General features: G+C 54.1%; 12 protein-coding genes. 5 read left to right on the top strand and 7 right to left on the bottom strand.

Features of this window, described 5'->3' with window-relative positions:
- Positions 1–581 precede the first annotated feature (581 nt).
- Complete coding sequence (gene dat / locus DQG23_RS10110) at positions 582–1,424, top strand: D-amino-acid transaminase (RefSeq protein WP_113030696.1); 843 nt, start codon at positions 582–584, stop codon at positions 1,422–1,424.
- A gap of 207 nt (positions 1,425–1,631) precedes the next feature.
- Here dat and DQG23_RS10115 read toward each other — a convergent pair whose 3' ends face one another.
- Positions 1,632–2,474, bottom strand: coding sequence for a lipoate--protein ligase family protein (locus tag DQG23_RS10115; protein ID WP_113030697.1), 843 nt, complete (start codon positions 2,472–2,474; stop codon positions 1,632–1,634).
- Positions 2,475–2,681: 207 nt separating this feature from the next.
- Here DQG23_RS10115 and DQG23_RS10120 point away from each other — a divergent pair, with 207 nt between their 5' ends.
- The 3 genes from DQG23_RS10120 (at position 2,682) to DQG23_RS10130 (ending at position 6,834) form a co-directional block, all read left to right on the top strand.
- On the top strand, positions 2,682–4,493 hold the full coding sequence (locus DQG23_RS10120) for a DEAD/DEAH box helicase (protein ID WP_113030698.1): 1,812 nt from the start codon (positions 2,682–2,684) through the stop codon (positions 4,491–4,493).
- Positions 4,494–4,521: 28 nt separating this feature from the next.
- Positions 4,522–5,724, top strand: coding sequence for a YqhG family protein (locus DQG23_RS10125; RefSeq protein WP_113030699.1), 1,203 nt, complete (start codon positions 4,522–4,524; stop codon positions 5,722–5,724).
- Between the two features lie 120 nt (positions 5,725–5,844).
- A complete protein-coding gene (locus DQG23_RS10130) occupies positions 5,845–6,834 on the top strand; it encodes a hypothetical protein (RefSeq protein ID WP_113030700.1) in 990 nt (329 codons plus the stop codon).
- Between the two features lie 43 nt (positions 6,835–6,877).
- Here DQG23_RS10130 and DQG23_RS10135 read toward each other — a convergent pair whose 3' ends face one another.
- Complete coding sequence (locus DQG23_RS10135) at positions 6,878–7,084, bottom strand: YqzE family protein (protein WP_113030701.1); 207 nt, start codon at positions 7,082–7,084, stop codon at positions 6,878–6,880.
- Between the two features lie 593 nt (positions 7,085–7,677).
- On the opposite strand from DQG23_RS10135, the gene DQG23_RS10140 reads away from it, so the two are divergent.
- Positions 7,678–8,088 (top strand): YjdF family protein, encoded by a 411-nt coding sequence (locus tag DQG23_RS10140; protein WP_113030702.1) that lies wholly within the window; start codon positions 7,678–7,680, stop codon positions 8,086–8,088.
- A gap of 176 nt (positions 8,089–8,264) precedes the next feature.
- On the opposite strand, the gene argS is transcribed toward DQG23_RS10140, so the two are convergent.
- From argS to efeO, 5 genes are all read right to left on the bottom strand, one after another.
- Positions 8,265–9,983: an arginine--tRNA ligase gene (gene argS / locus DQG23_RS10145; protein WP_113030812.1), complete on the bottom strand. Its 1,719-nt coding sequence runs from the start codon at positions 9,981–9,983 to the stop codon at positions 8,265–8,267.
- Positions 9,984–10,229: 246 nt separating this feature from the next.
- The gene (locus DQG23_RS10150) at positions 10,230–11,366 is read right to left on the bottom strand and encodes a response regulator (RefSeq protein ID WP_113030703.1); all 1,137 of its coding nucleotides are present in this window, start codon (positions 11,364–11,366) and stop codon (positions 10,230–10,232) included.
- Positions 11,367–11,371: 5 nt separating this feature from the next.
- Positions 11,372–14,443, bottom strand: coding sequence for a hybrid sensor histidine kinase/response regulator (locus DQG23_RS10155; protein WP_113030704.1), 3,072 nt, complete (start codon positions 14,441–14,443; stop codon positions 11,372–11,374).
- A gap of 292 nt (positions 14,444–14,735) precedes the next feature.
- Complete coding sequence (gene efeB / locus DQG23_RS10160; RefSeq protein ID WP_113030705.1) at positions 14,736–15,977, bottom strand: iron uptake transporter deferrochelatase/peroxidase subunit; 1,242 nt, start codon at positions 15,975–15,977, stop codon at positions 14,736–14,738.
- A gap of 22 nt (positions 15,978–15,999) precedes the next feature.
- The gene (efeO, locus tag DQG23_RS10165; protein WP_158560381.1) at positions 16,000–17,175 is read right to left on the bottom strand and encodes an iron uptake system protein EfeO; all 1,176 of its coding nucleotides are present in this window, start codon (positions 17,173–17,175) and stop codon (positions 16,000–16,002) included.
- Between the last annotated feature and the right edge of the window lie 5 nt (positions 17,176–17,180).

Here is a 17,180-nt window from a genome sequence, read left to right on the forward strand (position 1 = left end):
TAGCCGAATAACACCCGCTAAGCCATACGTAAATCGTCGAGGCTTGGGCATGTCAAGGCGAACGATTCCGCACTGCGGAGTTCGCTGTTCTGTGATGTCGATGAAGCCGAATCGACCCGAAAAGGCTTTGCCCGGCTGCTGCATCGAGAATGATGTAGTCTGCTTTCGTTAACAGAATCGGTTTGCGTGATTGATTCGAAGACTTACGGATACGAATTTCGAAAGCGGAACGGCTGCCTGCATGAGGAGTGGCAATGCTTCCGTTCATTACGAGTAGGGGTATATATTGGGTGTGAGTTCCATTATACAACACTATATATGGTGTATCTAATGAATAACAGAGCATTTTACCCGTATTTTGCTCAATAAAAGCACAATTGCTGTTTCTTTCGCTTTCGGTCTCTCTTTTTCGTGGACAGGCCTCTCTTGACTTCCTGCCTTTTGAAAGTTACAGCCTTCCGGCGCTATAATAGAGTCATCAAGCAACCGACCTTTAGCCGTTAAAGTTCTTACGTTGCGCTGCACGGCGCTGAATGTCCGTACCTCGTTCAAAACTAGCGTTGGAATAGGAGGAACCGTTCATGATGCTATACAAAAACCGAATCGTAAACGACCATGAAGTCGCTATTTCCCCGTTTGACCGCGGCTATTATTTCGGTGACGGCGTGTATGAGGTGTTTCGCTTTTATAACGGAGCCCTATTCGAAAAGGACGCGCATTACCGGCGGCTCGAACGGAGCGCCGAGCAGACGCGCATTCCGCTTCCTTATCCGATCGCCGATATCGACGGCAACCTCGCGCAGCTGCTTCGAGCGGAAAAAGTGACGGAAGGCATCATTTATTTGCAATTGACCAGAGGTGAAGCCCCTCGCGGACACGCTTTCCCGAAGCCGCCGGCGGAATCCGTTTTGCTGGCGTATTGCAGCGAGGTCGGAAGACCGCTTCAGGCTATACGAAACGGCATACGCGTCATCGTCCGCCCGGACATCCGCTGGCTGCGCTGCGATTTGAAGACGCTGAACCTGCTCCCCAACGTGTTGGCCAAGCAGGAAGCAGTCGAGCTGGGCGCTGAAGAAGTTTTTTTTCACCGCAGCGGCATCGTCACGGAAGCCAGCTCCTCGAACGTGATGCTCGTCAAGGACGATGTGCTTTACACGCATCCGGCCAATCATTTGATCTTGCATGGCATCACCCGCGCAGTTATCCTGAAGCTGGCATTCCGGCTTAATCTTTCGGTGCGTGAGGAGCCGTTCACGCTGGACGAGCTGCGGCATGCCGATGAAGTCTTTATAACGAGCACAACCGCGGAGGTCACGCCCGTTATCGAGCTGGACGGCGTCCCGGTCGCCGATGGCAAGCCCGGACCTGTAAGCCGCCGGCTGCAGGGAGCATTCGAAGAATATGTCGGAAGTTTAAATAAATAAACAACCAACCTCCCCCAAGGAACACGTTACTGCAGCGAAAAACTGCGCAAAAAGATCGTACTTTCCCCTGGCGGTACTAAATAACAACCGTCGATTGTGCAAACCAGCAAACAAAAAAGCTTTCAAAACCGCCTCAACAGCGGGTTTGAAAGCTTTTTTGTTTATCTTGGGGACCGGACGGACTATTCCGCCGCCCAAAATCATGCCTTATCGGCGAAGATTCCACTCGTCCGTCCCGTACTTCTCGGCGAGCAGCTGCGCGGCGAGCTCCTCCTCATACGCTGTCGGCGCGGATTGCTCAAGGGCGATGCCCATTCCTGTGGCGAAACCCGTGCGGAACGCAGCCTTTGCCTCTTCAAGCGTTGCCGGCGGCTGTCCGGTTACCGACCGCAAATCGTTGACGGCTACGGCCTTATCCTTGAACGAAGCCATCAGCCGCTCCTTCAGCGCCTCGCTGCGAAATTTCAGCACGGAAAAAAGCTGCTCCGTATCCAAATCAAGCAGGATCGAGCCGTGCTGCAGCACGACCCCTTTTTGCCTCATTTGCGCGCTGCCCGCCACTTTGCGACCCTCTACGACAAGCTCGTACCAAGACGGCGAATCGAAACACGCGGAGGAACCGATCGTCGCATACTTCTGCTTTTCCTCCTCGGACGCAAGCGTCACCATATGCGCATCGAGACCGAGCCCGCGAAACCCTTGCAGCAGCCCCTCGCTAAGCACGCGGTAAGCTTCCGTCACGGAGCTCGGCAGCCCCGGATAACTCTCCTCCACGATAATGCTGTACGTCAGCTCCTTATCGTGAAGCACCGCACGGCCTCCCGTCGGCCTGCGGACGAAGCCCAGTCCTTGCTTCGCAAGCTCCTCGAAGGACACCTCGGCTTCCGCCTTCTGAAAATATCCGATGCTGAGCGCAGCCGGCTCCCAGCCGTAAAAACGCACCGTCGGCGGCGCTTTGCCTTCGCTGTGCGCGATCAATATCGCTTCGTCGAGGGCCATATTCGCCGCCGCCGAACGTAAACCGGAATCGATAAACCGCCAAGTCACCATAAACGCAAACCTCGCTTTCTTCTTTTTCTATAGTAGTCGAGATCGCCATCTCCGTCAAAACGTCCGCATCCCGCTGGTAAAGTTATGAAATGCCGCCGTTTGGTTCATACTAACGACATACAGGCTGAAAATAGCGGCTCTACGAACGGCATGCTCAGTCGATAGCAGCACGCTGCAAAACAACAACAACAGAGCGGGAGGGATACGATGCGCAATTCTGAACCGACGGACGTCACTCGCCCGTTAAACGAGCGGCTGAACGTGCATTTTGACCGAAGCTGGCTGGAAGACCTGCAAACGCGCTCCGACAAAAACGGCCCATGGGACGATTGGACGCTGAGCCAGCTCGCACTGGAGGCGGAGCAGTCCCGTCAGGTCCGGAGCTTCGACGAGCTGCAGTGCTTGCTTCATACGCCGCAGCTTAAACCGATGGCGCATCAGATCGATACCGCCAAAAAAGTGCTGACCGAAATGCGCGGACGCGCCATTCTCGCCGATGAGGTCGGTCTCGGCAAGACGATCGAGGCAGGCCTTATTTTGAAGGAGTATATGGTCCGTGGGCTTGTGCAAAAAGCGCTCATCCTCGTGCCGGCGTCGCTGGTGCTGCAATGGGTGCGCGAGCTGAACCAGAAGCTCGGCATATTGGCCGTCGCTCAAAAGAAAGCGTATATGTGGACGCAGTGCGACGTCATCGTCGCCTCGATCGATACGGCCAAGCGCGATCCGCATCGCGATACCGTACTCGGCATCGACTACGACATGCTGATCGTAGACGAAGCGCATAAGCTCAAAAACAAAAAAACGACCAACTACCAGTTCGTCGGCCAGCTGCGCAAAAAATATTGTCTTTTACTCACCGCTACCCCCGTTCAAAACGATATGGACGAGTTGTATAATCTGATCACGATTTTGAAGCCCGGGCAATTGGGCGGACAAGGCAGCTTCCAGGCAAACTTCGTCGTGGACAAGCGGATTCCGAAAAACGAGCAGCTGCTGCAGGAGCATCTATCCAAGGTCATGATCCGCAACAGGCGGAGCGACGGCGGCATCTCGTTTACCAAACGCATCGTCAAAAACATTCCGCTCGACCTATCCCCCGAAGAGCAAGCTCTTTATGAAGGAGTCACGGATTTTGTCCGCGGCCGGTTCAAAGAGGCGGGAGGCGATTTGAGCAGCATTTTGTCGCTTGTGACGCTGCAGCGGGAAGTTTGCTCGAGCCGCGACGCCGTGTTCGTCACGCTCGTCAACCTGTTCAAGAAAACGGCCGAGGACTCCCCCGTCCGTCCGAAAATATGGGAGCTCGTCGAGCTGATCCGCAGCATTCAAGCTAACACGAAGGCGGAGAAAACGATGGAGCTGATCCGCGAAATCGGCGATAAAGCGATCGTTTTTACCGAATATCGGGCGTCCCAAGAGTATTTGCTGAAATATTTCCGCGAGCATAACATCGTCGCAGTCCCTTACCGCGGCGGCATGAACCGGGGCAAAAAAGACTGGATGATGGATTTGTTCCGCAACCGGGCCCAAGTGCTTATAGCGACGGAAGCTGGCGGGGAAGGCATCAACCTGCAGTTTTGCCACCATATGATCAATTTCGATCTGCCCTGGAATCCGATGCGGGTGGAGCAAAGAATCGGGCGCGTGCACAGGCTCGGTCAGACGGAAGACGTGCGGATTTACAATCTGTTTACGAAAGGCACGATCGAGGAGCATATTTTGGCGCTGCTTCATGAAAAAATCAATTTGTTCGAGCTCGTCATCGGCGGTCTGGACGTCATTTTGGAACGGTTCGAGCAGAAAACGTCGCTTGAAGCCCAGCTTCTGCGGCTTGCCGTGGAAGCGAAAGACGATCGGGATATCCGCAGCAAGCTTGATGAGCTCGGCCAGTCGTTCAAGACGATACGCGAAACTGTCGGGGACGAAACGGACGAAGCGCTCCCCCTCGCCGCAGTCGTGGACGCCGTCGGACAAAGCGTTCCGGTCTACGACACGGGCATCGCTTCGCAGCAAAGACGATAACTCTACCTATCAGAAGAGGTGACGACGGTTGAACGCTAAGCAGGTGCAAAAATATGTCATGCGCTTTTTGGAAGCGACCGGCTGCCAGATCATCGAGAAAGGAACCGCCCACGTCACGGTCAAGCTTTCGGTGGAAGCGGACAAAGCCCTGACGAACCGCCACTACTACTGGAGCTTCGTCGAGCGGACCGGCGCGCCGCCGGAGACGATGGCCTACACATTCGTGTTCGACCCGGAAAAAGAAGCGGCAGGCCCGGCACCGCAAACACAGCGGCAAGCGGCGGACGGCGCCGGGCCATCCGGCGGTGCAGCCTCCGCAGCAAATCGCGCCGCATCGGCGAGCGCCGCTTCCGCGACCGCCGGCGGATCGGCGTCTACAGCAAGCAACGCACCAACTGGCGCAGCAGGCTCTCCTGCGAACGGCCAGCAGCAGGACTCCATTCTCGGGCGTTACTTCGGCGTCGTCCCTTCCACACCGACAGGACGCATTCCCCGCGAGGAAGTCGCCTTCGGCAGCCGCAGGCTGGAGCAGCTATTCGCCGCAGCGCAAACTCGCGGCCGTTATGTCCGCTTGTTCGAGCAGCCGGCTTCGACCCGCCAAAGTGCGGCGAGAGCCGAGGATAACGCACAGCCGTCATATGCGGGCGGCGGCTCCGCCGACCCGGCAACGGGCCAGCCGACCTCCCTCCGGCAGCCTGCGGCGGCAGCGCGTACCGGCTCGCGCGTCCTTCAAGCCGCCTATTCGACCTGGTTCGGCGTCAATTTCAAGGTCGAGCTCGCCTGCGATTTGAAGCGCGACGAAATCCATACGCTCGGCATCGATCTCGCGACCGGAGAAATACATGACCATTTCATGCCGCTCATGGTTCAGAAGAAGCTGTCGCCGAAGCTTCCCGCTAATATTTTTCTGCAGCCGACCAAAATCGGCTTGAACAGAGCTGTTACGATACTGGAAAACACTTTGTTCTCCAAGCTTAAAGCGCTGGATCACGGCTGGGCGGATAAAGCCGACGAAAGACTGCAGGAGGAGCTGGCCAGAATCGACGACTACTACATCGACCTGCTTAAAGGCCTCGAAGCCGAGGCGAAGGAAGAAGCGGAAGCCCAATACCGCAAGCGCCAGCAGGAAATCGAATGGCAGCACCGGCCCCGCGTTCAGGTATCCGTCATTAATTGCGGTTTGTTTCATTTGGAAGCGGGTTCTCTTTCACGAGCCGACGCATCTCGCTAAAAGCCCACAAAAATAGCCGCTTAAATTACTGCGGCCGCCAACACATTCTAACAAACTTTTCAAGTCATATTCGTTACAATTAGTGCATAGAATGGAAGCCACAACATCGGCAGGTGAATCATGAAAAAGATCATGCTATGCTTGACGCTTCTCGCTCTCGGCTTGAGCGATTTCGTACTGCTCCCTCCCCGTCCTCAACACGGCCAACAGGTCAAAGCAGCCGAACCGGAACAGGCCGATAGAAACGACAAAGCCGCTTCAAGCAGCATCACAGCACCGGACGTTTCTTCGGCAAGTTCGACGGAAGCCGATTCCTCGGATCGTTCCAGTCAGCTTGACGAGCATATTCGGGATTGGATCGCCATGCTTGCTAAACAGCCTGCCTTCACGGAATGGAGCGATGCGGAGTATGAAACCTACCCGCTCGGTCCCGGTACGCACAGCTGGGTCGTTCTATTGATAAAAAACGGAAATGAAATCGGCTATTTGGTCGTTACCTCGGATAAAGACGGACAGCTTTCCTTATCCGAATACGGAGCCGGCGACAAACCGCTGTTCAGTTTGCAAACGCTGTATCAATCCATGATGCAGCGGGAAATCATATCGAATTATACGTTATCCGAATTCGCCGCGGAGCCGCTTTTGCAAAAGGAGCGTTATTATGAAGGCCCGCTGGAAAGCTTCTGGAAGGTGACGTTGCGTCACGATACGTTCTTCTTCGACGCCAAAACCGGCGAACGCATGCCCGTACTCGAAACGATTGCCGAGCGACAACATGCCGAACCTGCAGCTTATGGCGGTTTGACGGTGAAGCAAGCCGCGATCGAGGAGCAAACGGCCGTAACCCCCTTCGACCCGAACGAGAATCCGACATGGATAGCAGGAACTCCATTGTCGTTCACGACAATAGACGATCTAAAACGCGAGCTCGCACAAACCCAGGAGCTCACGTACAGCGCCAAGCTGCTTGGCGGGCAAGCGATTTATCCACTTGCGGTAACCGGCTTTACGATTTACTCTGGCGGCGTCGCCTATCTCGCAGTCGATCATGACGGCGACAGATACGTACCGTATCAGCATATGGCGGCGTTAGGGCATTTCTTCCGTTAGGTTTTTCTCCTCTCCTCCTATATTGGGGAAACTCCGGCCGCAATCACGATCGCGGCGGTGGGGTTTCCTTCTTTTTTCGTTTGCCGTCCGCCCACATTTTTAACGCAAAAGGAAGCATACCGAACCAGCGATGCTGCCATCTTTCCTTCATTTTGACGCCCCGCTCCTGTTTGCGGACTTCTTTCGGCTTATCCAAATATTCGGTTACCTGCTGGGCAATATATTTAACGAGCTCGTCTCCTTTGGCCAAGTAAAGCTCCCTCCTTTGCGTGCTGAAATCGCGTTTCATTGCTATGTCTGTACACAGTATTTCCCGAAACGCCTCGCTTCAACCTCGCCACGAAATGGAGAAAACCGCCTTGCGGCGGCTTTGGTGTTCGATATACGTTTGTTCGTTGGTAAACGCTGCAGTCCGATTTTGCCCACTTGAAATCGAGTACGGTCTCCTTTCCCCGCCTCTAGTCCGAAAACGCCTGCTTGCAGCGGGTATATTACTCGGCACATCGGTAAATCCATACTCCAAGCCGGTAAAATCGGACTCCAGCGTAGGGCGAATCCCGATTCCTTACTCCAAGCGGGCTAATTCGTACTACAGCATATCGAGGAGTCAGACGGTCCTTCACGTGCGAAGCATGACCGCCTGCGTACCGAAGGAGCATCATCCAAGAAATACTAATACAAAGACTTTCCCTTGAAGCCTTCGCTTCCTTGCGTCTATACTGGCAGCGAGCGAAAAATCACGGTCCGGTTGGTAGTCCGGATGCGCTGTAAACCCCATATCGGCGTCATATCCTTCCCCCTCGGGATGTCCATCGCTCCGTAAATCGTTACGGAGGGGAAATCATGAAGCTTACCATTTATTTTGCAGGAGAGTACTGGGTTGGCGTCGTCGAGGATCAAGCTGATGGAAAGCTGCGCGCTTGCCGCCATATTTTCGGCGCCGAGCCGCATGATGCGGAGGTTTTGGATTTTGTGAGGCACGCCATGCTGCCATGTCTGGATGCGACCAGCCAATCGGTAGCACAGGCCGATTCGTTTACGCGCAAAGTCAGCCCGAAGAGGCTCGCTCGTCAAGCGGCGGCCGAAACGGCGCGAAACGGCGTGTCGACATACGCGCAAGAAGCGCTCAAGAACGAGCTGGCGCACCGCAAACGCGTTCGTCAAGTGGAATCGCGCGAGGAACGCGAGCTGCAGCGGGAACGAAAACGCGAAATCGCGCGCCGGAAGGCGAAAGAAAAGCATCGCGGGCGATGAGCTTCTCTGCCGTGCCGGCCAGGCAGCGCTACTAACTTCCGTGAAAATAACCCCGCGCATGTGCCTAACTCCCTGCACGGTGGCCCGGTACGCGCCGGCAGTTTAACCTCATGCCTCCAAACAAAAACCGCCCCGTCAAGCATATACGCTTGACGGGGCGGTCTTATGATTCGCCGTTACATTTGTGCCGGCGCTTCGAGTCCGATGAGCCGCAGCCCGGAACGCAAAGTCGTTTGAACGCTTTTGAGCAGCGTCAGTCTCGCCTTCCGAACCGCTTCGTCTTCGACAAGAATGATACTGCTTCTATAGAAGCCGTTGAAGCTTTGCGCAAGATCGACCAAATAACGCGTCACGATCGACGGCTCCAGTTTTTCCATCGCCTGCTGCACCCGTTCAGGGAACAGATACAGCTGACGAGCAAGCTCGATCGCCTCCGGATTCGTCAACTGCGCCGCATCGATCGCCGAACCGTCAAAGCCGAGCTCGATGCTGTCGCTGCCGTTCGCTTTCCGCAGAACGCTGCAGGCGCGCGCATGAGCATATTGGACATAAGGGCCGGTTTCTCCGTCGAAGCTGAGCGCATCCTCCCACGAGAAGACGACGTCCTTGATCCGGTTCGCGCTTAAATCGTTAAATACGATCGCGCCGACGCCGACCTGACGGGCCACTTCTTCTTTGTCCGCGAGCTGCGGATTTTTCTCTTCGATAATAACGCGCGTTTTCTCGATCGCCTTGTGAAGAAGCTCCTCAAGCTTAACCACATTGCCCTTGCGCGTCGACAAGCTGGCGCCTTCCAGGCTGACTTGTCCGAACGCCACGTGCACAAGATCCTTCGACCATTCGTATCCCATCAGCTCGATGATTTTGAACCATTGCTGGAAATGCAGGTTTTGCGCGTAGCTTGTCACATAAATCGCTTTTTCAAAATCGTACGTTTGCTTCCGGTAAACCGCCGCCGTCACGTCGCGCGTATGATACAGCGTCGCGCCGTCTTTCTTCACCATAAGCGCCGGAGGCATGTTGTAATCGTCCAGTCTGACGAGCAGCGCCCCATCGTCCTCTACGAGCAGATTTTTCGCTTTAAGCTCCTCGATGACAGGCGCCATTTTATCATTGTAGAAGCTTTCGCCGGCATAAGAATCGAAACCTACGCCAAGCAGATCGTAAATTTTTTGGAACTCCTTCAGGCTGATTTCCACGAACCATTTCCACAGCTTGTTCGCTTCCTCGTCGCCCTGCTCCAGCTTGACGAACCAGCCGCGCGCCTCATCCTCAAGCTCCGGCGCTTTGTCCGCTTCCTCATGAAACTTCACATACAGCGCAAGCAGCTCCTCGATGCCGTTCGCTTCGACTTCCTGCGCGCCGCCCCATTTCTTGTAAGCGACGATCAGCTTGCCGAACTGCGTACCCCAGTCGCCGAGGTGATTGACGCCGACGCAATCATAACCGAGATAGGAAAAAATCCGGTACAGCGCATTGCCGATCATCGTCGAGCGCAAATGCCCGATATGGAACGGCTTCGCAATATTCGGCGAGGAAAAATCGATGACGATCTTTTTGCCTTGTCCGATATTTTGCGCTCCGTACCGCTCCCCGGAACCGATTACCTCCGATACGACCTCGCCTACGAAAAACGCTTTATTATAATAAACGTTGAAATACCCGGAAACCGACTCGATCCGCTCGACGGCCGGATGCTCCGGGAAAGCTGCTTTCAGCTGGTCGGCGATTTGCGCAGGCGCTTTCCGCATCGTTTTGCTCAGCTTGAAGCACGGCAGCGACAAATCCCCCATCTCGGGATTCGGCGGATATTCGAGCATGCCTACGATCGTCTCCAGCTCGACTCCTTCCATATGCGGCTTCAATTGCTCGGCAATCACTTGTTTAAAGTTAATCATAGCGTAAACGTTCCCCGTTTCATGTGTTCTATAGTTTTTGATATATGTAAACTATACGATCGCGCGTACCGGCATTTCTAAAACAAAGCACCCCGCTCCGGGGTGCTTTCGTAAATATAGCATATTACATTATATAGCGAAATTTTCTGAAAGTAAAGAAACCCGCTCTCCCCGCTGCTTAGCGGCGGTCAGACCACATGCTCCGCAATGACGCATATGCCCGGCACCGGCTTCAGATCGCCCTCAATTCTCTTCCGCTTTACCTGCCAGCAATCTGCTGTACAAGCGCATTGTCGACTCGAGCGGCGCGATGCTCAGCTCCTCTTTCAACAGGGCGGTAAACTGCTCGTAATGCTTGATCATCGAACCGCGGTCGCCCATGCGGGCATAGAGCGTAAGCATCATTTCATTGGCGTCGTCGAGAAAAGGCTCTTTTTGCAAGAGCTGCCGCAGATACATCAAAGCCGTTTGATACTTCCCGATCGACAAATAGTAGGACGAAATTTTTTTCAAAAGCAGCAGGTAAGCGAGCCTCAGCTCCTCCTGCTTGTCCATCGCCCAAACGTAACCTTCCATATAGTCGCCTTTATACAACCCCGCGGCATATTCCGCCTCGTTGATGTTCTCAGCGTCCACATCGGGCTCCTTCGCCGAAAATTTCTCAAAAAGCTCGGCGTCGCATACCATGCCCGTCATATCGAGACAGTAACAGTTGTTTTTAAATTCCAGCACGTTCGCATAGCCGCGGCTTTCGAACTTTTTCCGGTTCGTGTACACGCATGTGTGCAAAAAGGTTTTGGCGTATTCGGGTATCGCGTCGCTCCATAAATCGTCCATAATTTTTTCTTTGCGGATCCATGTATTCCTGTTATGGACGAAGTAGGCAAGAAGCTCGCGTTCTTTGGTCGTTCTCCATTTGAGGCTTCCCTCGTGCTCGTTCCCTAGCCGCCATTCGAAAGAACCGAAGCAGACGAAGCGTTCCTTTTTACGGTCCGGCTCCGTTTTTTTGCTGCGGTCCGCTTTTCTAGCGGTCAGACGCGTAATCGTTTTGTTCAGTCTCGTTTGCGTGATCGGCTTCAAAATATAATCGATAGCGCTAAGCTCGAATGCGTCCGTCGCATACTGGTTATAGGCGGTGGCAAACACGATTTCGACGCCCGGGCAGGCGCCCGCAAACAGCTCCGCCGCCTCCAGCCCGTTCCGTTCCGGCATCTCGATATCTAGAAATATCACATCGGGCCTCGTCTCGCCGATATGGAGCAGCGCTTCGTCCGCCGATGTATACGTGCCGACAAGCTCGATTTCGCTATAGACGGATAACAGAGTCTGCATAAGCTCGATCGCCGGCTCCTCATCGTCAATGATTATCGTACGCAGCATCGCAATCACCTCTTTTCCAGCTTCCAGCTGATTTTCGTCCCGACGCCGGGAACGCCTGAAATTTGCAGCCCTTCTCCGTATAAAGACAGCAGCCGCTTCTGGATGTTGGATAGGCCGACCCCTCTTGTAGCCGTGTTCCTGTAAATCGCCTCGATCGCCTCCGCAGTAATGCCGGGGCCGTTATCCTCGATGTCGATCATAATCATACTTCCGTCTATCCGGATGGAAATGGTTACGGTACCGCCTTCCGGTCTCTTCGTCGCGCCGTGTCTGACCGCATTCTCGACGATCGGCTGGATCGTGAGCGGCGGAACAAGAAATTGCATCTGCTCGTCGTAACTGCGCACGATTTGAAGCCGGCTGCCGAAGCGCGCCTGTTCAATATACAGATAAGAATCCACAAGCTCCAGCTCGCGACGGATCGGGATAAGACGCTCCAGATTTTGAAAATCGAAGCTGCCTCTTAAATACTGGCTTAACTCGCCGAGCAGCTGCTGCGCCTTCTCGACGTCCTTGTAGCTGACAGCCATTATCGTATTCAATGTGTTGAACAGAAAATGAGGCTTGATCTGCGCCTGCAAAAACGCCATTTCCAGCCTTACCCTTTCGCTTGCGGATCGTTTCATTTCCAGCAGCGTGCGAATGCGCACCTTCAGCTCGACGGCATCGACCGGCTTGCCGAGAAAATCGTTGATTCCCGCGTTATAGCCGGCGATCCGATCGTCCTGCCAATTCCGCGCGGTCAACATGACGATCGGCAGCGCCGACAGCGTGAACCGCTCCCGGATCAACCTGCTAAGCTCGTAGCCGGACATGCCCGGCATCATCAAATCGAGAATGACGAGGTCGATCTCCGGCCGCCGCCCGAGCTCCTGCATCGCTTCCGCCCCGCCCGGCACGGCCAGCACGGAGTAATTGTCCACGGACAGCAGGTTGACGAGCACCTGACGGTTCGCCGGATCGTCGTCGACGACGAGGATCGTATATTCTCCCGTCTGCTTCAGCTCGATTCGTTCGGACGCCCCCATGCCGTTCGCCGGCTTGATCCGTTCCGTCAAGCGTTTATCCATGCCCCCGCGCTTCTGGCTTCGCTCGCGCGAGCGGTCGATCGTCATCGTAAACGTAAAAGCGGCTCCCTTTCCTTCCTCGGAAGAAACCGAAATCGTACCGCCGTGGAGCTCGACCAGCCTTTTCGTGATGCTGAGCCCGAGACCCGTACCGCCGTATTCGCGGGCGATGTCGCCGCTGCCCTGCTCGAACGATTCGAAAATAAGCTTCTGCCTGTCCTGCGAAATGCCGATGCCCGTATCCGAAACCGTTATATGCAGCCAATCATTGTTCGCGGCCGCGGAAACGGTAATGTCCCCTTTATCCGTAAACTTCAGCGCATTGCCCAGAAGATTAAACATCATTTGCGAAAGCCGGTCTTCATCGGCCACAATGTAAAATTCGTCAGGCTCCAGAAGGTTGACGAACCGCACCGGCTTGTTTCCCGCCATGACGCGAAACATTTCGAACATGACCTGTACGAATGCATGAAGCTCGACCGGCTGCAGCTTAAGCGCGACATCCCCGTTTTTCAATTTTGAAAAATCGAGAATGTCGTTGATCAGATTGGCCATCCGCTTGCCGGTCGCCACGATCAAATCCATATTTTCGGCTTGCTTCGGATTAAGCGAACCCGCCGCCCCTTCAAGCAGCGATTGCGCGATGTTGATGACGCCGTGCAGCGGCGTTCTCATTTCATGCGACGTATTCGCTAGAAAATCATCCTTCACCTTGTCCATCGACAGAAGGCGTTCGGACAAACGCTCCACCGTCGAGAACGCGTTCGTAAATCGCCCGGATAACAGCAGCACCTGCGAGAACAGCAAAATCATCATGACGGCCGGCATCAGCCAAGGCTGCAGCTGAACGCCTATCAGATTGAAAAAATAAAGCACCATTATCGCGAGAATCGCCGCCGCGCTGACCATCATATACCCCGATCCTTCAAGCTTTCTGGCTGCTCCTTTCGCGAGCACGTATAACAGGTACAGAAGAATCACAATCGCAGCAAGGTATAATATATCGAGCTTCGAATAAATGCGCGCGGGCGTAACCAGCGTTAATACTGCCCAGCCGATCACGATCCCGTCAGCCGCTTTTTTTACGGCAGAATGAAAAATTTGCGAGAAAACGGACCGCGTATAACACAGGACATAATAGGTAGCTATCGCGCCGGACGAGTATTGAATTTTCGTAATCCACTCATAGGAAAGCGAAGGTAAAGCCATTACGATAAGCTTCTCTCCCTGACTGAATATATAGATGCTGCCCGTCAAGCAAAAAAGACCGAAATACAGCCATGACCGTTCCCGCGAGCGCATCTGAAACAGCGCAAGGAAATAAATGGCGAGCATAAATACGCTCATCCCCAAAATAAGATCAAGCGTCACGGACATTTCGCGCTGCTCCAAAATCTGCTTCTGCTCGCCCAGCCAGATCGGATGCGTTATTCCTCCTTTGGCCAGTCTAAAGTTGGCCACCTGCAGAACGATATCGAGCTCGCCGGCCTCCGTCGTAAAGAATCGGACGTATGGAACGTTTTTGGATACCGTGCTTTCGAGCGTCGTGCCCGGCTGCCCGGAGGAAGCCATTTCCTTACCGTTCACGTACAGCCGGTTCGACGTCTTAATATTCGTTGTTCGAATGCCAAGTTCCTTCTGCTCTCCGGGCGGCAAAAGGACACGCAATCGAAACGTACCGTACCCGATCGCCGACATATCCTTATCGCCCAAGTCGTAGCGGCCCCACAGCGACGGCACGCGGACGAAGCTCGAGCCTGACGCATCGCCGCTTAGCTCCGGTCCCGGACCGCCGGGTTCAGGCACAAGCAATTGCCCTGCGTGAAACGTCCATTCCCCGTTCAAGCGAACGGCGCCATCCGCCGCGAAATTCCATTCGGATAAATCCAGGATTCCTTTGGAAGCTTTAGGCGCATGACTGCTCACACCGCTTCCGGTAAAGAATATAAGGCCTGCCGTTAAGAGAACGATGCATATCATCGAGATAACCGGCGTTAGTTTGCTGCGCATCACATTATTCTCCTTCTATCAGTAAATCCGCAAGATACGGCTCATTGCCTTATTTCGATAGCCAAATCCCCCATTTCCATCATAAAAGGATAAAGCAAATTCGTATACCAGAAAAAAGTGCGTATCTATCGGCATCATATACCGAAATGCGACAAGAAGAAGGTAGCATATCCCGCTATGCAAATACTGAACAGGAGAACCGCTATAAAACGCAAAAGCTCTGACTTCGTCTCCAAAAAAACAGGGCTGCCCCAGGTCTATTTTGACCTTCCGGGACAACCCTAAATCCAAATTATGATTCCAATAAGCTTTGACCGATATATTGTCCTTCCCGCAATCCTCCGGGGCATGCGAACAGCCCGCTGGCCACATGAGAGGTATATTCGTTTAGGGCATCCTTGGACTGCATTAACTTAAGCATCGGCACGAGCTGCTCTTCCGGATTTTTCTGGAAGCTTATAAATAGCAGGCCTGCGTTCACGTTCCCCGTTCGAGGATCGATGCCGTCCGAATAGGAATAACCTCTTCGGTGAATGAGACGGCCCGCCTCCTTCGCCAGCCGCACATGAGCCGTTGCCGGCATCTTGGAAGGATCGGCTTCGTCGAATTCGCCTTTCCTCCCGTAGGAGGCTCCGGATTCCTTATAACGGCCGAACGTGTCTTCCTGGTCGGAAAGCGAAGCCCGATCCCAAATTTCAAGCAGCATGCGCACTTTTCGATAGGCCATGTATGTCCCGCCCTTCATCCATGCCGGCTCGTCGTCGCCCGCCCATATGACGTCCTTGTATCCTTGCTCCGTCTGATGAAGGCCGTTTGCCGTACCATCCTTGAAGCCGAACAGGTTGCGCGGCGTTTGGCCCGAGCTTCCGCCGCTTATAAAACCTTCCTGCATCCAATTCACCGTAGCGGAGCCCGTAGCCAGACGAATAAAGTTGCGTACGGCGTGAAAAGCGACTTGCTGGTCCTCCGCGCAAACTTGAATGCAAATATCGCCGCCCGACAGCAAGGGATCGAGATTGTCCTTGGGCATGCGGGGGATATCCTTTAAAAAGCGGGGCATTTTGCCGGCAATGCCGAATCGGTCTTTCCCGTCCGCGCTAAACAGCGTAGGTCCAAAGCCGAAGGTTACCGTTAATCCGGAAGCCGGCAAATCAAGCGTTTCGCCCGTATCGTCCGGCGGAAGCAGGGGATTGCTCCCCGTTTTCATCGTCCCTCCCGCCGTACTCAAATCGCAAAATTTCGTCCAGCTTCGCAGTAAGCTCGTCAAGCCTGCCCGATCCTCCGCCGTAATGCGGAAGCTGGCCAAGTACATATACCTCTGCTGCGGAGTGATAATGCCCGCTTGATGCTCGCCGTACATCGGAATTCGCTCTTCCTGCGGTTCATTGCCTGCTCCGGCTGGCGCCTCGGGAGCGATCGTGTTTTCCATCGCCGCCATTCCGGTTGCTCCGATTGCCAAACCGACCCCGGCCGTTGCCGTTATTCTCAAGAAATCGCGCCGCGACATCCCATCACGATTGTTCTTCGTACTCATCGTCCTCGTCCCTTCAACTGCCTCAAAGGATGCTTGCCGTTTGCGACATCAAGTTGGATAGCTGGCTGATCTGATCGCTGATTTGACGGATTTGCTCCGTGCTCAATTTGTCGTAAGTCACGAATTGGCCGTTGGTCTGGTGACTGCGGAGCGTTTCCTCGAGCAGCTGGAACTGTTTATCCAATTTGTTTGCCAGGTCCGGATTTTTTTCATTGAGCGCCGGAATGATGGCCAGGTATACCGATTTCGAACCGTCGACGTTTGCCGCGAAATCCACCAAATCCGTATGGGAATAAATCTCCTCTTCGCCCGTAATCTTGGAAATTGCCGCTTCGTTCAGCAGCTCCATTGCGCCTGCAACCATGGCGGCCGGCTCTAACTCGACGGATTTCACGAGCTTTTGGAGCTCTTCCGTATCTTTGATCAATTGATCGGCATAAACGTTCATACCTTGCAGCGATTTGTCCTGCCACAGCGCTTTTTCGATCCGGTGGAACCCAGTCCATTCGTTCTCGTTCTCCACATCCGCAAGCCGGGCGTCGATTTTAGGATCGAGATCGCCGAAGCTCTCCGCAATCGGCTCGATATTCTCGAAGTAGACACGGGATTTCGTATATTCCAGCTTCGCCTTTTCCATATCGCCTGCCTTAACGGCCTCGACGAACGTTTTGGTTTGGCTGGCCAGTTTATCCCCTTGCTCCGCCACATAGGCTTTGTAGTTGGCTACCGCTTTCTTCATAAGCTCCGATGTGCCGCCGGTCGTTTCCTTCGCATTCAGCAAAACGTTCAGCGCTTCCTGCAGCTTGGCCGCCGTACCTTTCAAGCTGTCGAAATCCACCTTGTCGTAGGCCGAAGCCGAGTAAATCGGCATTTCATATTTTTCGACTTCAGTATATTCCAGCGGAAACGTTTGGCGGACCGTATTTTCAAACGTCAGCCAAGAATCGTTTAGCGACTTTCCGAGCCGTTTGACTTCTTCCGCATTACGGCTGTCGATCGCCTCTTGCAGCTTTTTCGTTTCTTGCTGAAGCTTGACCGTTCCTTCTTGAATGACCGTTTTATTGCCGTTCGAATCTTTCGCTTGCTGCGCTTCGGTCCCTGCCGACGCCTCTTTGTCATTCGCTTTGCCGCATGCGCTAAGCGCTAAAGCCAGCGCAAGGGCCGAAACGACGCCGGTTATTTTCATTAATTTGTTCATTTTTC

Source organism: Paenibacillus contaminans, from assembly GCF_003285015.1.
GTDB classification, from domain to species: Bacteria; Bacillota; Bacilli; order Paenibacillales; family NBRC-103111; genus Paenibacillus_V; species Paenibacillus_V contaminans.